Annotated in this window: 16 protein-coding genes and 1 pseudogene; 10 read left to right on the plus strand and 7 right to left on the minus strand. The window is 68.4% G+C overall.

Annotated features, from left to right (window positions below; genetic code table 11):
• Window positions 1-55 precede the first annotated feature (55 nt).
• Window positions 56-895: an SDR family oxidoreductase gene (locus CQY20_RS10865; RefSeq protein WP_097940085.1), complete on the minus strand. Its 840-nt coding sequence runs from the start codon at window positions 893-895 to the stop codon at window positions 56-58.
• 93 nt (window positions 896-988) lie between these two features.
• On the opposite strand from CQY20_RS10865, the gene CQY20_RS35425 reads away from it, so the two are divergent.
• The 8 genes from CQY20_RS35425 to nei2 all read left to right on the plus strand — a co-directional run bounded on the left by CQY20_RS35425 (window position 989) and on the right by nei2 (window position 11039).
• A complete protein-coding gene (locus CQY20_RS35425; protein WP_234816194.1) occupies window positions 989-1261 on the plus strand; it encodes a hypothetical protein in 273 nt (90 codons plus the stop codon).
• Complete coding sequence (locus CQY20_RS35430) at window positions 1180-1404, plus strand: hypothetical protein (RefSeq protein WP_234816193.1); 225 nt, start codon at window positions 1180-1182, stop codon at window positions 1402-1404. Before CQY20_RS35425 ends, CQY20_RS35430 begins: the two co-directional genes overlap by 82 nt.
• Complete coding sequence (locus tag CQY20_RS10875; protein WP_272938805.1) at window positions 1401-2642, plus strand: alpha-hydroxy acid oxidase; 1242 nt, start codon at window positions 1401-1403, stop codon at window positions 2640-2642. The genes CQY20_RS35430 and CQY20_RS10875 overlap by 4 nt, the downstream gene beginning before the upstream one ends.
• 312 nt (window positions 2643-2954) lie before the next feature.
• Complete coding sequence (locus CQY20_RS10880) at window positions 2955-3605, plus strand: TetR/AcrR family transcriptional regulator (protein ID WP_097940112.1); 651 nt, start codon at window positions 2955-2957, stop codon at window positions 3603-3605.
• A 170-nt stretch (window positions 3606-3775) separates the two neighbouring features.
• Window positions 3776-8362 carry an ATP-dependent helicase gene (locus CQY20_RS10885; RefSeq protein WP_097940087.1) on the plus strand — a complete coding sequence of 1529 codons (4587 nt, stop codon included), beginning with the start codon at window positions 3776-3778 and terminating at the stop codon, window positions 8360-8362.
• A 25-nt stretch (window positions 8363-8387) separates the two neighbouring features.
• Window positions 8388-9347 (plus strand): NAD(P)H-dependent flavin oxidoreductase, encoded by a 960-nt coding sequence (locus tag CQY20_RS10890; RefSeq protein ID WP_097940088.1) that lies wholly within the window; start codon window positions 8388-8390, stop codon window positions 9345-9347.
• Window positions 9340-10275 (plus strand): SDR family NAD(P)-dependent oxidoreductase, encoded by a 936-nt coding sequence (locus CQY20_RS10895; RefSeq protein ID WP_097940089.1) that lies wholly within the window; start codon window positions 9340-9342, stop codon window positions 10273-10275. The genes CQY20_RS10890 and CQY20_RS10895 overlap by 8 nt, the downstream gene beginning before the upstream one ends.
• A 2-nt stretch (window positions 10276-10277) precedes the next feature.
• Complete coding sequence (nei2, locus tag CQY20_RS10900; protein ID WP_097940090.1) at window positions 10278-11039, plus strand: endonuclease VIII Nei2; 762 nt, start codon at window positions 10278-10280, stop codon at window positions 11037-11039.
• A gap of 4 nt (window positions 11040-11043) precedes the next feature.
• On the opposite strand, the gene CQY20_RS10905 is transcribed toward nei2, so the two are convergent.
• From CQY20_RS10905 to CQY20_RS10915, 3 genes are all read right to left on the minus strand, one after another.
• Window positions 11044-11388 (minus strand): cupin domain-containing protein, encoded by a 345-nt coding sequence (locus CQY20_RS10905; protein WP_234816190.1) that lies wholly within the window; start codon window positions 11386-11388, stop codon window positions 11044-11046.
• A 67-nt stretch (window positions 11389-11455) separates the two neighbouring features.
• Window positions 11456-12553 (minus strand): fatty acid desaturase family protein, encoded by a 1098-nt coding sequence (locus tag CQY20_RS10910; RefSeq protein ID WP_097940092.1) that lies wholly within the window; start codon window positions 12551-12553, stop codon window positions 11456-11458.
• A 16-nt stretch (window positions 12554-12569) separates the two neighbouring features.
• Window positions 12570-13622, minus strand: a complete 1053-nt coding sequence (locus CQY20_RS10915) for a ferredoxin reductase (protein WP_097940093.1) — start codon at window positions 13620-13622, stop codon at window positions 12570-12572.
• A 70-nt stretch (window positions 13623-13692) separates the two neighbouring features.
• Between CQY20_RS10915 and CQY20_RS10920 the strand changes: the two genes are divergently transcribed.
• Together CQY20_RS10920 and CQY20_RS10925 are read left to right on the plus strand one after the other, a co-directional pair.
• Window positions 13693-14367: a TetR family transcriptional regulator gene (locus CQY20_RS10920; protein ID WP_097940094.1), complete on the plus strand. Its 675-nt coding sequence runs from the start codon at window positions 13693-13695 to the stop codon at window positions 14365-14367.
• Between the two features lie 34 nt (window positions 14368-14401).
• Window positions 14402-15187, plus strand: a complete 786-nt coding sequence (locus tag CQY20_RS10925; protein ID WP_097940095.1) for an enoyl-CoA hydratase/isomerase family protein — start codon at window positions 14402-14404, stop codon at window positions 15185-15187.
• A 131-nt stretch (window positions 15188-15318) separates the two neighbouring features.
• On the opposite strand, the gene CQY20_RS10930 is transcribed toward CQY20_RS10925, so the two are convergent.
• The 3 genes and pseudogenes from CQY20_RS10930 to CQY20_RS35440 all read right to left on the minus strand — a co-directional run.
• Window positions 15319-16089 carry an SDR family NAD(P)-dependent oxidoreductase gene (locus tag CQY20_RS10930; protein ID WP_097940096.1) on the minus strand — a complete coding sequence of 257 codons (771 nt, stop codon included), beginning with the start codon at window positions 16087-16089 and terminating at the stop codon, window positions 15319-15321.
• 42 nt (window positions 16090-16131) lie between these two features.
• Window positions 16132-16512: a DUF1330 domain-containing protein gene (locus CQY20_RS10935; protein WP_097940097.1), complete on the minus strand. Its 381-nt coding sequence runs from the start codon at window positions 16510-16512 to the stop codon at window positions 16132-16134.
• A pseudogene (locus CQY20_RS35440) lies at window positions 16512-16622 on the minus strand (RNA-binding protein); the annotation flags it as partial. The pseudogene CQY20_RS35440 and the gene CQY20_RS10935, both read right to left, overlap by 1 nt.

Consider the following 16622-nt stretch of genomic DNA (forward strand, 5'->3'; position numbering starts at 1 on the left):
TTTCCGACGCTTTACACCGCTAGAGCGTCGGTGAATTCACAATCGAGCCAAGCGGTTACAGGATCGGCCGCCCGCCGGTCACCGCGATCCTCGCGCCGGTCACGTAGCTGGCCTCGTCGGAGGCGAGCATCACGTACACCGGTGCGAGCTCGACAGGTTGGCCTGCACGGCCCAGCGGGGTGTTCTCGCCGAACTGCTTGACCTTCTCCGGCGGCATCGTCGCCGGGATCAGCGGCGTCCAAATCGGGCCGGGCGCAACGCTGTTGGCGCGGATCCCCTTCTCGCCCAACAACTGCGCTAGGCTTGCGGAGAAGTTGGCGATCGCGGCCTTGGTCGCCGCATAAGGCGCCAGCGTCGGACTCGGCATATCGGAGTTCACCGACGAACTCCCGATGACCGACGCACCGGGACCCATGTGCGGCAGCGACGCCTTCACCAGATAAAAGTAATGCCCGACGTTGAGGCGGAACGTGTAATCCCATTCCTCGTCGCTGATTTCCTCGAGTGTCTGATGCGTCATCTGATAGGCGGCGTTGATGACCAGCACGTCGATGCCGCCGAACTCCTCGACCGCCTTGTCCACCACCGAGCGGCAATGCGCAGGGTCGGACAGATCGCCGGGCACCAGGACGCATTTGCGTCCGGCGTCTTCGACGTAACGCGCGACGTCCTTGGCGTCGTCGTGCTCGTTGAGATAGGCGATCAACACGTCGGCGCCCTCACGGGCGTAGGCGATCGCGACCGCACGCCCGATGCCGCTGTCGCCGCCGGTGATCACGGCCCGTTTGCCGGCCAGGCGACCCGACCCGTGGTAGCTCGTTTCTCCGCAGTCGGGAACCGGATCCATCTGACTCTGCACGCCGGGTGGGGACTGCTGCTGCTCTGGGAAGCCCATCGAAAACCTTTCGTCTACCTGCTACGACTCCGGGCACGGGATACCCACAACGCGTCCGATTACTCGCAGAGCATCGCACCGACGTACACGCAAGTGCCGATCGGATGCCTCCTGCACCACGCCGGGCCCGGTATCGCGCCTCCGATCACCATGGCCGAGACGGTGCGGGCGATCATCGAGAGCCTGGCGCGGCGTTTGCCCCAGACCGTCGCGGCGGCGCGCTGCTCTCGGGAGTGCCTGCGCGGACGGTACATCTCGTCGGTGGCGGCGCGCGGAACCGACTACTGTGCCAAATGGTCGCCGACCGGGTCGGCGCCAACGTGGTCGCGGGACCGGTGGAAGCAACCGCGCTCGGTGACGCCATGATCCAGGCACGCACCCATGGCGTTCCGTCCGGCGATCTCGAAGCGCTCCGCGCGCACGTCGCCGACGCGTTGCTTGCGGGTCGGTACGCGCCACGCACGCAGTCCAGTGGGACCCGTGCCGGGTCAGAAAGGGTTCGATCGTGAAACGTCGTATGCCGAAGGTCGCCGACCTCGCCCCTTTGATGCAGTTCAAGAAGCCCCAGTTGAACGCCAAGAAGCGACGCCTGGAGAAGGCCTTGACCATCGAGGACTTGCGGCGTATCGCCAAACGGCGCACTCCCAAGGCGGCCTTCGACTACACCGACGGATCGGCAGAGGCCGAACTATCCCTGGCTCGGGCGCGACAGGCGTTTTCCGATGTCGAGTTCCAGCCGACCATCCTGCGCGACGTGTCCACGGTGAACACCGGCTGGGATGTGCTCGGCGCGCCGGTCGCGCAACCGTTCGGGATCGCGCCGACCGGGTTCACCCGCATGATGCAGACCGAAGGTGAGATCGCAGGCGCCCGCGCGGCGGGCAGGGCGGGCATCCCGTTCTCACTGTCCACCATGGGCACCACGTCGATCGAAGATGTTGCGGCAGCAAACCCACGCGGCCGCAACTGGTTTCAGCTCTACATGTGGAAGGACCGCGACCGGTCGATGGCGCTGGTGGAGCGCGCGGCCGCTGTTGGCTATGACACGCTGCTGGTGACCGTCGACGTCCCGGTGGCCGGTGCCCGGTTGCGCGACAAGCGCAACGGCATGACGATTCCGCCCTCGCTCACGCTGGGCACGGTCATCGATGCGCTGCCCCGACCGCACTGGTGGTTCGACTTCCTGACCACCGAACCGCTGGCCTTCGCGTCGCTGGACCGCTGGTCGGGCACCGTCGCCGAACTGCTGGACACGATGTTCGACCCGACCGTCACCTTCGACGACCTGCGCTGGATCAAGGACCAGTGGCCGGGCAAGGTCGTGGTCAAAGGCATCCAGACGGTGGCCGACGCCCGCCGGGTGGTCGACGTCGGCGTGGACGGCGTCCTGCTGTCCAATCACGGCGGCCGCCAACTTGATCGGGCACCGGTGCCGTTCCACCTGCTGCCGGACGTCGTCGCCGAGGTCGGCAAGGACACCGAGATCCTCCTCGACACCGGCATCATGTCCGGCGCCGACATCGTCGCCTCCATCGCCCTCGGTGCGCGCTTCACCCTCATCGGGCGCGCCTATCTGTACGGGCTGATGGCCGGCGGCGAGGCGGGTGTCGACCGGGCCATCGAGATCCTGTCCGAACAGGTGGCGCGCACCATGCGCCTGCTCGGCGTCACGTGCCTGGAAGAACTCGGCCCCGAGCACGTCACCCAGTTGTTCCGCCTCACGCCGCGAGAGCAGCTGGTAAACTAACAGGTGAGGTAGCGACGCGGAGGAGCAGAGAGACCCCGATAGCTGCGGGTGTCCGGCGGCCGACCATCTGTCCGCGACAGGACGCCGTCGACTGGCCTTCGTCGGCGAGCCGCGGATCCTGCGGCAGGTCAGTGACCGGCTTCGCGGCGCACTGGCGGCGGTCGGCGTGCTTGCGGCAGCGGCACGGGGCGAGGGGCCGCAACACAACACACGTCTGTCAGCCGGAGTTCGGGGTCAGTGCCTCGACGGCTAGCAAAGCCGACCCGACGCCACTGCGCCGTTGTTGCACACGCGCAAATTAGAATGGCCCGCGTGGCGGAACCCAGACGGCGGCTGTCGCCCGAGGATCGGCGAAGCGAGCTGCTGGAGCTGGGCGCCAAGGTGTTCGGCGAGCGGCCCTACGACGAGGTCCGCATCGACGAGATCGCCGAACGGGCAGGCGTTTCCCGCGCGCTGATGTACCACTACTTCCCCGACAAGCGCGCGTTCTTCGCCGCGGTGGTGCGGGCTGAGGGTGACCGGTTGTTCGAGGCGACCAATACACCGCCGGTGCCCGGCCAGACGCTCTTCGAGCAACTGCGCGCCGGCGTGCTGGCCTATCTGCGCTACGACGAGCAGCACCCGCACGGCGCCTGGGCGGCCTACGTCGGCATGGGCACTGCCGACCCGGTGCTGCGCCGCATCGAGGACACCGACAACGAGCGCCAGGTGAACCGCCTGATGGATCGGATCAACGGGGTGCTCGACGGCGAACTGGACTCGAAGGTCGAGCTGGAAATCCGCACCACGCTCTACGGCTGGTTGGCATTCACCATGGAGATGTGTCGGCAGCGGATCTTGGACCCGTCGCTGGACGCCGAGCGCATCGCCGACACCTGCGCGCACGCCCTGCTCGACATGGTCAGCCGGGTGCCGGGGATCCCGGCGAAGCTGAGGGATGCGATCGCGGCTGAGCCGCGATAACTGCAGGGCGGCTGAGCCGCGATAACGACCGGGGCGGCTGAGCCGCGATAACGACCGGGGCGGCTGAGCCGCGATAACTGCAGGGGCGGCCGAGCCGCTATAACGCGCGGCGTTGACCTGCTGAAGTCGCTGTCGCGGAATTTGTCGGTGCCTGTTGGCACCATGGCTAGATGACCACCAGAAGCTCTTCCGGTTCGCGCGGGCGCGGCTCGGATCCGCTGTCCCGGTTCAGCGCGCTGACCAGGGAGTGGTTCACCGGCACCTTCGCCGCCCCCACCGACGCGCAGGCGCAGGCCTGGAACGCGATCGCCGACGGCGACAACACGCTGGTCATCGCACCGACCGGGTCGGGCAAGACGCTGGCGGCGTTCCTGTGGGCGATCGACCGGCTGGCGTCTAGCTTTGCCGCGCCGGCCGACGATGCCGAACCCCACCGCAAGGGCACCAGGGTCCTTTACGTGTCCCCGCTGAAGGCGCTGGCCGTCGACGTCGAACGTAACCTGCGCACACCGCTGACCGGCATCACCCGCATCGCCGAGCGGCGCGGCGAGCCCCCGCCGGAGATCAGCGTCGGCGTCCGCTCCGGCGACACCCCGCCAGGACGGCGCCGCGAGATGATCGCCAAGCCACCCGACATCCTCATCACCACGCCGGAGTCCCTGTTCCTGATGCTGACGTCGGCCGCGCGAGACACGCTCGCGGCGGTGCAGACCGTCATCGTCGACGAGGTACACGCGGTCGCGGCCACCAAACGCGGCGCGCACCTGGCGCTGTCGCTGGAGCGGCTCGATCAGTTGCTGGACAAACCGGCGCAACGGATCGGGCTGTCGGCAACCGTGCGCCCGCCCGAGGAGGTCGCCCGCTTCCTGTCCGGGCATGCGCCGACGACCATCGTCGCCCCGCCCGCGGGAAAGACGTTCGACCTGTCGGTGCAGGTGCCGGTGCCCGACATGGCCAACCTCGAGAACAACACGATCTGGCCCGACGTCGAAGAGCGCATCGTCGACCTGATCGAGGCGCACAACAGCTCGATCGTGTTCGCCAACTCGCGGCGGCTGGCCGAACGACTTACCTCGCGGCTCAACGAGATTCACGCCGAACGACACGGGCTGGAACTTCCGTCCGGCCCCAATCCGCAAGTGGGCGGCGGCGCACCCGCGCACATCATGGGCAGCGGCATGGCATCCGGCGCCGCCACCCTGCTCGCGCGCGCCCACCACGGCTCGGTCAGCAAGGAGCAGCGCGCACAGGTCGAAGACGACCTCAAGACCGGCAGGCTCAAGGCCGTCGTCGCGACGTCAAGCCTGGAGTTGGGCATCGACATGGGTGCGGTGGACCTGGTCATCCAGGTGGAGACGCCGCCGTCGGTGGCCAGCGGCCTGCAGCGCATCGGCCGGGCCGGGCATCAAGTCGGCGAAATCTCCCAAGGCGTGCTGTTTCCCAAACACCGCACCGATTTGATCGGTTGCGCGGTCACGGTGCGGCGCATGCTTGCGGGCGAGATCGAGACGATGCAGGTGCCCGCCAACCCGCTCGACGTGTTGGCCCAGCACACCGTTGCCGCTTGCGCGCTGGAACCGCTCGATGCCGACCTGTGGTTCGAAGCGGTGCGGCGCAGCGCCCCGTTCGCGACGCTGCCGCGCAGCGCATTCGAGGCGACGTTGGATCTGCTGTCGGGCAAGTATCCGTCCACCGAATTCGCCGAACTGCGGCCGCGACTGGTCTACGACCGTGACGCGGGCACCCTCACCGCGCGGCCCGGCGCGCAGCGGCTGGCCGTCACCTCGGGTGGCGCGATCCCCGACCGCGGGCTGTTCACCGTCTACCTGGCGTCCAGTGCGGACTCCGAAAAGCCCTCGCGGGTAGGCGAACTCGATGAGGAGATGGTCTACGAGTCGCGGCCCGGCGATGTCATCTCGCTGGGCGCCACCAGCTGGCGCATCACCGAGATCACCCACGACCGGGTGCTGGTGATCCCCGCTCCCGGCGAGCCAGCGCGGCTGCCGTTCTGGCGCGGCGACGGCGTGGGCCGGCCGGCCGAACTGGGCGCGGCCATCGGCGCATTCACTGGAGAGCTGGCCCGCCTCGGCCGCGAGGAGTTCGAGCAGCGCTGCGCGGCAATGGGATTCGATGCCTTCGCCACCGACAACCTGTGGCAGCTGCTCAACGACCAGCGGGAAGCGACGGGCGCTGTACCCACCGATGCGACGCTGGTCGTGGAGCGCTTCCGCGACGAACTCGGCGACTGGCGGATCATCCTGCATTCACCCTACGGGCTTCGGGTGCACGGCCCGCTGGCGCTGGCGGTGTCGCGCAGGCTGCGTGAGCGCTACGGAATCGACGAGAAGCCAACGGCTTCCGACGACGGCATCATCGTCCGCCTGCCCGACACCGAGGACGCCGCTCCCGGCGCCGAGCTGTTCGTCTTCGACACCGACGAGATCGAACCCATCGTCACCGCGGAGGTGGGCGGTTCGGCGTTGTTCGCCTCCCGGTTCCGCGAGTGTTCCGCCCGCGCCCTGCTGCTGCCGCGGCGCCATCCGGGCAAGCGGTCACCGCTGTGGCATCAGCGGCAACGCGCCGCGCAGCTGCTCGACGTGGCGCGCAAGTATCCCGACTTCCCGATGGTGCTGGAGACCGTCCGCGAGTGCTTGCAGGACGTCTACGACGTGCCGACGCTGACCGAGCTCATGCACCGCGTCGCGCAGCGGCGCCTGCGCCTGGTCGAGGTCGAAACCACCACGCCGTCACCGTTCGCGGCGTCACTGCTGTTCGGCTATGTCGGCGCGTTCATGTACGAGGGCGACAGCCCGCTGGCCGAACGTCGTGCCGCCGCCCTGTCGCTGGACAGCACGCTGCTGGCCGAACTGCTGGGCCGCGTCGAACTGCGCGAACTGCTCGACCCGCAGGTCATCGCGAGCACCGCCGCGCAACTGCAGCACCTCAGCGAGGACAGGAAGGCCCGTGATGCCGAAGGCGTCGCCGACCTGCTGCGGCTGTTAGGCCCGATGACGCGGGACGAGATCGCCGAGCGCGCCACCGCCGACGACGTCGGCGGCTGGCTCGAGGGCCTGCTCGCGGCCAAGCGTGCGCTGACGGTGTCGTTCGCCGGGCGGACGTGGTGGGTGGCCATCGAGGACATCGGCCTGCTGCGCGACGGGATCGGCGTCGCCGTGCCCGTCGGCGTGCCCGCCGTGTTCACCGAAAACGTCAACGACCCGCTGGGCGAGCTGATCGGCCGGTATGCGCGCACCCACGCGCCGTTCACCACCCACGACGTGGCGTCTCGGTTCGGTCTCGGTCAACGGGTGGCCGCAGATGTGTTGAGCCGCATGACAATCGACGGCAAGCTGGTGCGCGGCGAGTTCACCGATCAGGCCGAAAGCGGTGACCAGTGGTGTGACGCCGACGTGTTGAAGATCCTGCGGCGGCGATCGCTGGCGGCACTGCGCGCCCAGGTCGAACCGGTCAGCACCACCGCGTACGCCCGGTTCCTGCCGGCGTGGCAGCATGTCGGGACCGAGCGCAGTTCCGGCATCGACGGACTCGCCGCCGTCATCGATCAACTGGCCGGCGTGCCGATTCCGGCGTCGGCCGTCGAACCGCTGGTGTTCTCCGCGCGGATTCGCGACTACCACCCGGCGATGCTCGACGAACTGCTCGCCTCCGGCGAGGTGATGTGGTCGGGCGCGGGCACGATCGGCAGCGGCGACGGCTGGATCGCCTTCCACACCGCGGAATCGGCACCGCTCACACTCGCCGCGCCCACCGAGATCGAGTTCACCGACACGCACCGCGCCATCATGGAGGTGCTGGGCTCCCCCGGCTCGGCCGGCGGCGCGTACTTCTTCCGCCAGATCACCGGCTCGACCGGTGCGGGGGCTGAGCACGATCGATTCAAAGAGGCGCTGTGGGACCTGATTTGGGCCGGGTGGGTCACCGGTGACACGTTCGCGCCGGTGCGCGCGATGCTGAGCGGCACGGGCAGACGATCGGGTCGGCCCGCGCACCGTCACCGCTCGCGGCCGCCGCGGCTGAGCCGCTACAGCGTCGCCCACGCGCAGACACGTTCGTCGGATCCCACCGTCGCCGGCCGTTGGTCGGCGGTGCCGCAGGCCGAGCCGGATTCGACGGTGCGGGCGCATTTTCAGGCCGAGCTGTTGCTCAACCGGCACGGGGTGTTGACCAAGGGCGCCGTCGCGGCCGAGGGCGTGCCCGGCGGCTTCGCCATGCTGTACAAAGTGCTGACCGCGTTCGAGGACGCCGGCCGCTGTCAGCGCGGCTACTTCGTCGAATCACTCGGCGGCGCGCAGTTCGCGGTCGCCTCCACCGTGGACCGGTTGCGCACCTATCTCGACAGCGTCGATCCGGAGCGCAAGGAATACCAGACGGTCGTGCTCGCCGCCGCCGACCCGGCCAACCCGTACGGCGCAGCGCTGCCATGGCCGGAGAGCGAGCACCGTCCCGGCCGCAAAGCCGGTGCCCTGGTCGCCCTGGTGGACGGCGAACTGGCTTGGTTTTTGGAGCGCGGCGGACGCACGCTGATCAGCTTCACCGACGATCCCGAGGCGCATCACGCGGCCGCGGCGGCGATCGCCGACCTCGTCACCGCTGGTCGGGTCCAGTCGCTGCTCGTCGAGAAGGTCAACGGTCAGCCGGTGCTGGCGCCCGACGCCGACGGCGGCCGCGATGCCGTGGTGGCCGCCCTGGCCGACGCCGGATTCGTCCGCACACCGCGGGGTCTTCGACTGCGCTGACGTTCGGCTTCCCTAGAGTTCAGTCATGGGGTTGAGCACGGTGTTGACCGCGATGTTCGGCATCGAATATCCGGTGGTGCTGGCTCCGATGGGCGATGTTGCGGGCGGGACGCTCGCCGCCGCGGTGTCCAACGGCGGCGGGCTGGGCGTGATCGGTGCGGGCCGAGGCGATCTGGCGTGGCTCGAGCGGGAGTGTGAGCGGGCCCGCGCGGGCACCGACAAGCCTTGGGGTATCGGCTTTCTGGCGTGGGCGATCGACGCGGAGGTGATCGACGCAGCGCTGGCGCAGTCGCCCGCGGCGATCATGCTGTCGTTCGGCGATCCCGCGCCGTTCATCGAGACGATCCGCGCCGCGGGTGTCCCGGTCATCGTTCAGGTGACGAACCTTCCGGAGGCTCGCCGCGCGCTGGACGCCGGCGCCGATGTCGTGGCCGCGCAGGGTTCGGAGGCGGGCGGTCACCACGGCGGCGGGCGTGCCACACTGCCCTTCGTGCCTGCCGTCGTCGACATCGCCGGTTCGGTGCCGGTGCTGGCCGCAGGCGGGATCGCCGACGGTCGAGGGTTGGCGGCCGCGTTGGTGCTCGGCGCCGCAGGCGCCGTCATCGGAACCCGGTTCGAGGCCACGCCCGAAGCGCTGATCGAGCCGGCCGCCGTCGATGCGATCCTCGCCGCGGGCGCCGAGGACACCACCAGCGGACGCGCGCTCGATGTCATCCGCGACTCCCCGTGGCCCGAGCAGTATCCCGCGCGCACGCTGCGCAACAAGGTCACCGACCAGTGGCAGGGCCGCGAGGCCGGCATCGACGACGCAGCCAGGGCGGAGTTCCGCGCCGCGGTCGGCCGCGGCGATCCCGACTACGTGCCGATCTGGGCCGGTGAAGCCCTTGACATGGTGACCGAACACGTAAGCGCCGCAACGCTTGTCGGGCGCATCGCCCGCGAGGCGGAACAAGCCATCGCCGCGGCGGGCAGGGCCCATGGCTGACCGCATCACCACGCCCTTCGGCTTCGAATCGACCGCGGCCGACGTCATTGACGACGTCGATCTGACCGGCAAATCGGCGATCGTCACCGGCGCCTCCTCCGGCATCGGTGTGGAGACCGCGCGGGCATTGGCCGCAGCGGGTGCGCGGGTCACGCTCGCCGTGCGCAACACCACGGACGGCGACCGCGTCGCCGCCGCAATCCGCGACAGCACCGGCAATACCAACGTCGACGTCGGCGCCGTCGACCTCAGCGACCTGTCCAGCGTCGGCGCCTTCGTCCGAGCCTGGTCGGGTCCGTTGCACATCCTCGTCAACAACGCAGGCGTGATGGCGATACCGGAGCTGACCATGTCGGCGAGCGGACACGAAATGCAGTTCGCCTCAAACCATCTCGGGCATTTCGCGCTCGCCGTGGAGTTGCACCGTGCGCTCGCCGTCGCCGAAGGCGCCAGGGTGGTGTCGGTGAGTTCGGCCGGCCATCTTCGCTCGCCGGTGGTGTTCGACGACATCGACTACGCGTTTCGTGACTACGACCCGTTCGGCGCCTACGGGCAGTCCAAGACCGCCAACGTGCTCTTCGCCGTCGAGGCCACCAGACGCTGGGCCGACGACGGGATCACCGCCAACGCTGTGATGCCCGGCGCCATCGTCACCCGGCTCGGCCGCCATGTCGATGAACGGGTCGCGGCCGCCGCGATGAAACGCCAGCAGACGGTCAAGACCGTCGAGCAGGCGGCGGCGACGTCGGTGCTGCTGGCCGCCTCGCCGCTGCTCGACGGCGTCGGCGGTCGTTATTTCGAAGACTGCAACGAAGCGCGGGTCGTCGACAGGCGCGGCGCGCCGGGCCGCGGCGGCGTCGCCCCCTATGCGCTCGACCCGGCCTATGCCGAACGGCTGTGGGACATCTCGCTGCGGATGATCGGATAGCCATGCCCGAGGGTGACACCGTCTTTCACACCGCGGAAAAGCTTCGCGAGGCGCTCGAGGGCAAGACGCTGACCCGCTGCGACGTCCGCGTCCCGCGCTACGCCACCGTCGATCTGACCGGGCAACGCGTCGACGAGGTGCTCAGCCGCGGCAAGCACCTGTTCATCCGGGTTGGCGATGCGAGTATCCACTCGCACCTGAAGATGGACGGCAGCTGGCGCGTCACGACCCGCGACCGGCCCAGCCGGGCGGGCCACCGCATCCGCATCATCCTGGAGGCCGGCGACGTGCAGGCTGCCGGCATCGACCTCGGGGTGCTGGAGATCCTCGACCGCGCACACGACGAGGACGTCGTCGCCCACCTCGGGCCCGACCTGCTGGGCCCCGACTGGGATCCTCAGCTGGCGAGGGCCAACCTCACCGCCGACCCGGACCGACCGTTAGCCGAGGCGCTGCTCGACCAACGGGTGATGGCCGGCGTCGGCAACGTGTACTGCAACGAGCTGTGCTTCATCTTCGGGCACCTGCCCACCGCGCCGGTGTCAGCGCTCAAGGATCCGCTGCGGGTGGTGCAGCGTGCACGAGACATGCTGTGGCTCAACAGGTCTCGCACCAATCGCACCACGACGGGCGACACCCGGCGCGGCCGGCAGGTGTGGGTCTACGGCAGGGCCGGCGAACCATGTCGGCGGTGCGGCACCGCCATCAGGTCAGACGACTCCGGCGATCGCATCGCGTTCTGGTGTCCGAACTGCCAGCGGTAGCGGGTCAGCTCTCGTAGTAGTCGTTTCCGCGCGAGAACTCCACGAACGTGCACGCCTCGTCGCCGACCGTCCACGCGTCGTGTCCAGGCGGAAGGAGCATGACGTCACCGGCCGAGAACACCTCCTCGGAGCCGTCGGCCATCCGCACGCCAAGCGCGCCGCCGGTGACGACGGCGACGTGCGGTAGCTCGCACAGCTCGGTGCCCGCGTACTTTTTGAGGTCGTTCGACCATCTGGCGCCCTTGTCGAAGGTCACCTGAGTCACCGACATGCCGTCGAGGACGGCGGTGCGTTTCGAGATCAGCCCGTGCACGTCGCTGTCGATGTCGGCGAAGCGCGCCTTTTGCATGGCGGGGTTGTAACTGCCCATGCCGGCGATTCATATCACGTGCAGCGGCCGTCGGCCAGAGTAAAACTCAGGGCAACGCCAACCGGACGATCTTGCGGATAACGGTGGCGAACTGGCGCGGCAGCGGACCCGTGTTGTAGGGGATTCCGTAGCGCTTGCAGATCTCTTTGACCTCGACCGCGATCTCGGCGTGCCGATGCGCGGGGATGTCGGGGAACAGGTGGTGCTCGATCTGGAACGACAGGTTGCCACTGAGGATGTGAAACAGCTTGTTGCCGGTCAGGTTTGCCGACCCGAGGATCTGGCGGAAGTACCACTGGCCGCGGGTCTCGGCCTTGGTCTCCTCGATCGAGAACTCCTGGACGTCTTCCGGGAAATGCCCGCAGAAGATGATCATGTACGACCACACGTTGCGGATCAGGTTGGCGGTCAGGTTGCCTGCGAACACCCACGGCGCGAACGGACCGGCCAGCAGCGGGAAGCCCACGTAGTCCTTCAGCGTCTGCTTCTTGGTCTTGCGCCAGATGCCGTCGAGGATCTCCCGCTTGTCGGCCAGGGTGATCTCACCGGCGCGAATCCGCTCCGATTCCAGCTCGTGCAGCGCGACCCCGTACTGGAACAACACCATCAGCAGGAACGCGTAGACGGGGTTGCCCAGGAAGTAGGGCGTCCACCGTTGGTCCTTGCTCATCCGCAGGATGCCGTAGCCGACGTCGCGATCCATGCCGACGATGTTGGTGTAGGTGTGATGCATGTAGTTGTGCGAATGGCGCCACTGCTCGGCCGGGCATGCGGTATCCCATTCGAACTTCTTGCTCGACAACGCCGGGTCGCCGGTCCAGTCGTACTGGCCGTGCATGACGTTGTGGCCGATCTCCATGTTGTCCAGGATCTTCGACAGCCCCAGCATCGCGGTGCCCGCGAGCCAGAACGGCGGGAAGACACCCCCGAACAGCAGTGCTCGTCCTGCGACCTCTAATCCGCGCTGAGCCTTGATGATTCGCCGGATATAGGTGACATCGCGCTCGCCGAGGTCGGCGATCACGCGCTCCTTGAGTGCGTCGAGTTCGCGGCCGAAGGCCTCGGTCTGCTCCGGCGTCAGCGTGATGGTTTTGCCTGCGACGGTCTTCTGCAGGGTCTTCTGGGTAATGGTCGGTGCAGTCATCGGATTGTTCCTTCCTTTACAGGGCGAGTTCGACATCGCCGACTGGCGCGGACACGCAGATCTGCACGTCCTCTTCATCGGCGCCGGACAACGCCCCGGTGATCAGGTTGCGCACGACGCCGCTGGTCTTGCGGCGGGTGCAGCTGTGGCAGATGCCCATGCGGCAGCCGCTCTCCGGTCGCAGGCCCGCGTCCTCGGCCTGCACCAGCAACGGCCTGCCGTCGTCGGTAGCCTCGATACCGCTGTTGCTGAACGAGATTCGACCACCGACGCCGTCGGTCGGAGCGTCGAACGTCGGCGGCACGAAGCTCTCGGACTTCGCGTCGGGGCAGTGCGCGCGCACAGCGTCGACGAGGGCCGGTGGACCGCAGACGAACACCGCGTCGGGCTCGGGCATCGCGGCGGCCAGATGCTCGGCGGTGAAATGTCCCGCCAGATCGCCGACCCCGCCGCGGGTGTAACCGTGCAGCACGCGCACTCCGGTCATCGTCGCGAGTTCGTCGGCGTAGCAAGCCTCCTGCGGGCCGCGCGCGTAGTGGATGAACGAGACCTCGCCCTCGAACCCGTCGGCGCGCAGGGTGCGCAGCATCGACATCAGCGGGGTGATGCCGCTGCCGCCCGACACCAGCAGGATGCGCCGGGGCAGGACCGCGGGAAGCGTGAAGTCACCGCCGACGGAATCGAGCCCGACGATCATTCCGGGGCGGGCGCGCTCGCACAGATAGGTCGACACCAGCCCGCCCTCGTGGCGGCCGATCGTCAACTCGATGTGCACCGCGCTCTGCGCGCTGGCCGGCGAGTAGCAGCGGGTGCGGCGGCGGCCGTCGATCTCGACGGTGAGGTTGATGTGCTGACCGGCCCGAAATCCGGTGAACGCGCGATTCGGTTCCAGCGTCAACGTGACGCTGCGCGGGGTCTGGCGGCGGACCGCGACGACCTTCGCGCGGGCCTCGCTGCGGGTCCAGGTCGGATCCACCAGCTCGGTGTATCGGTCCACGCCGTGGGGGCCGGTCAGCAGCTCCAGCAGGGGCGACCGTCGCACGCGGCGTGTCAACGTTTCAGTGAACATATGTGCACCGTTGCTGAGTACAGCGTCATCCGTCAATGAAATCGCCCCTGATTGTGGTAGCTTTCACAGAGTGAACAGTCGTACGCCTAGCTCACGTACGCGCAGATCAAGTCGGTCGCGGTCCCGCGACACGCTATCGCGGGAGGAGCGCAAAGAGGCCACCCGACGGGCCATCGTCGCCGCCGCGCTGCGCCTGCTCGACGAGCGCAGCTTCTCGCAGCTGAGCCTGCGGGAAGTCACCCGCGAGGCCGGCATCGCACCGGCGGCGTTCTACCGGCACTTCGACTCGATGGAAGCCCTCGGGCTGGTGCTGATCGACGAGTCGTTCCGCGTGCTGCGCGACATGTTGCGCACCGCGCGAGCCGGACGGCTCGACCCGAAGCGCATCATCGAGTCCTCCGTCGACATCCTCATCGACGGCGTCAACGAGCGCCGGGAGTACTGGCAGTTCATCGGCCGCGAACGCAACAGCGGGCTGACCGTGCTGCGCTACGCGATTCGCACCGAAATCCGGCTCATCACTTCAGAATTGGCGATCGACCTGGCCCGCTTTCCCGGGCTGACCGACTGGAGCAGCGAGGATCTCAACATCCTGGCCAGCCTGTTCGTCAACGCGATGATCGTCATCGCCGAGGCCATCGAAGACGCCACCGATCAGGCCTCGCTCGACGAGATCAAGCGCGTCGCCGTCAAGCAGCTGCGGATGATCACCGTCGGCGTGAACGGCTGGCGCAGCAAGCCCTGAGGATCACCTGGCGGGGCTGGCTAGGGTGTGGCCCATGTCAGACCTGGAACTGAACTATCCGCGCCCGGACATCGCCGTCGTCACGCTGAACCGCCCAGGAAAGCTCAACGCGCTGTCCTACCAGCTCGTCGAGAGCCTGCACGCGACGCTCGACGAGATCGGCGCCAACGACGAGTGCCGCGTCGTCGTCCTCACCGGCGCCGGCCGCGGGTTCTGCTCCGGTCTGGACCTGACCGACCCCAACCCGCCCGGCGCCGGCCGCGGCCTGGAGTTCCCGCGCTCGGGCATGCGGTGGCAGGAACGCATCGCCGACCTCACCGCGAGGATTCACCGGTTGCGCCAGCCCGTGATCGCCGCCGTCAACGGGCCTGCCTACGGCGGCGGCCTCGGCATCGCGGCGGCCTGCGACATCCGGCTGGCCAGCGAGTCCGCCCGGTTCTGCACGCAGTTCATCAAGCTCGGCCTCGGCGGCTGCGACATCGGCGTCAGCTACACGCTGCCCCGCATCATCGACGCGGGCCCGGCGTTCGACCTGATCCTGACCGCGCGCGTCGTCGACGCCGAGGAGGCGCTGCGGCTGGGCCTGGTCACCCGCATCTCGGCAGGTGAGTCGCTGATGGATGACGCTCTCGCCATCGCCGAAACCCTATGCGGCTACGGCAAATTCGGCGTCGAGTCGACCAAGCAGGTGCTGTGGGCGAACCTCGATGCGGGCAGCCTCGAAGCGGCGCTGCACGTCGAGAACCGCAGCCAGATACTGGCGTCGGCCGGCGGCGAGATGAAGGCGGCCACCGAGGCGTTCCGCCAGCGCCGACGCTAGCCACCCCAAACGCCCCGCTCCCCCGCCGAACGTGAAGAATCGGTGCAAATCCGCGCGGAAAAGCGCGGATTCTTCACGCTCGGCGAGACGGGGCCCGGCGAGAACAGGGCTCGGCGAGACGGGGCCAAGCGCTAGCGCGGCGTTCCGCCGCCGTCGACGATGATCGTCGTGCCGGTCATGTAACTGCCGGCATCCGAACACAGCAGCAGCGCCGCGCCGACGATCTCGTCGGGCGTGCCGAGCCGCTTCATCAGCGTGCCACCGACCATCGCGTCGATGGCCTCCTGCGGGTTCTGCTGCATCATGTACGTGTCGATGGGCCCAGGCGCGATCGCGTTCACCCGGATGCCGAACTTCACGAATTCGGCTGCCATGGAACGGGTGTAGGACACCATCGCCGCCTTGGCGGCCGAGTAGATCGACAGCATCGGCGAGAAGTTGAACGCGCCGACCGACACCATGTTGAGCACCGCGGCGTGTTCGCTTACCTTCAGGTGCGGCAGCGCCTCCTGCACCAGCAGCACCGGCCCGCGTTGGTTCACCTCGAACGACTTGTTCAGCGCTTCGACCGTCATCGATCCCAGTGGCTGCGCCAACGGGTTCGCGGCGTTGTTCACCACGACGTCGACACCGCCGAACTCGTCGACGGTGGCTTGCACCAGCGCGGCGATCGCGTCGAGCTCGCCCATATGGGTGGGGACACCGATGGCCGAGCCGCCGAGTTGCCGCAGATGCTCGGCGGCCTGTTCGCAGGCGTCGGGTTTGCGGCTGGCCACCGCCACCCGCGCACCGGCGAGGACGAAGCCCTCGGCCATGGCGAGGCCGATCCCGCGCGTGCCGCCTGTCACGATGACGGTGCGGTCGGACATGTCGAAGAGACGGTCAAACGTTGTGCGATCCACGCGATCAGCTAAACACGTCAGCCCGCGCCATCGAGCATGCGGCTAGTCGGCCACGGTCCACGCCGACGTCGCGATCAGGTCGCCTCGCTCGAGTCCGGCCGCCCGATGCTGGTGGATCTTGAGGTACTCCTCGTCGGTCACCATCTCGATGAACGCCGCGGGCGACGGGTATTCGATCACGAGAATGGCATCCCACCAAGGTTTTTCGCCCTCACCTATCACTTGCGTCGGCGCGCCGCCCGCATAGCGCACGTTCCCGCCGACCCGCTTCAAGTGCGGTGCGGCCTCCTGCATGTAACGGACGTAGCTTTCCCAACCGCCGTCGGCGTGGAACTTCAGCAGGTTGATCATCACGACAGGAGCGTCGGCGGGCCGGGCGGCAAGCGCCGCGAGCTCCTGCGTCGGCTCGAGCGGCCCGCCCATCAGATGCAGCCGGTGACGCTCACCCGGCGACCGACATTGGCGCAGACATCGACGTTCTGCCCCGGCACCCACACCGGTGGCGGCGGAGGTGGAGGCGGCGGTGGCGGCGG

Source organism: Mycolicibacterium agri (assembly GCF_002553505.1).
Lineage (GTDB): Bacteria > Actinomycetota > Actinomycetes > Mycobacteriales > Mycobacteriaceae > Mycobacterium > Mycobacterium agri.

Coding starts and splice junctions, on each gene's coding strand:
- CQY20_RS10890 (WP_097940088.1), top strand. CDS start 8,388: ATGGGGTTGAGCACGGTGTTGACCGCGATGTTCGGCATCGAATATCCG.
- CQY20_RS10915 (WP_097940093.1), bottom strand. CDS start 13,622: ATGTTCACTGAAACGTTGACACGCCGCGTGCGACGGTCGCCCCTGCTG.
- CQY20_RS10865 (WP_097940085.1), bottom strand. CDS start 895: ATGGGCTTCCCAGAGCAGCAGCAGTCCCCACCCGGCGTGCAGAGTCAG.
- nei2 (WP_097940090.1), top strand. CDS start 10,278: ATGCCCGAGGGTGACACCGTCTTTCACACCGCGGAAAAGCTTCGCGAG.
- CQY20_RS10925 (WP_097940095.1), top strand. CDS start 14,402: ATGTCAGACCTGGAACTGAACTATCCGCGCCCGGACATCGCCGTCGTC.
- CQY20_RS10905 (WP_234816190.1), bottom strand. CDS start 11,388: ATGCAAAAGGCGCGCTTCGCCGACATCGACAGCGACGTGCACGGGCTG.
- CQY20_RS10935 (WP_097940097.1), bottom strand. CDS start 16,512: ATGGGCGGGCCGCTCGAGCCGACGCAGGAGCTCGCGGCGCTTGCCGCC.
- CQY20_RS10895 (WP_097940089.1), top strand. CDS start 9,340: ATGGCTGACCGCATCACCACGCCCTTCGGCTTCGAATCGACCGCGGCC.
- CQY20_RS10885 (WP_097940087.1), top strand. CDS start 3,776: ATGACCACCAGAAGCTCTTCCGGTTCGCGCGGGCGCGGCTCGGATCCG.
- CQY20_RS10910 (WP_097940092.1), bottom strand. CDS start 12,553: ATGACTGCACCGACCATTACCCAGAAGACCCTGCAGAAGACCGTCGCA.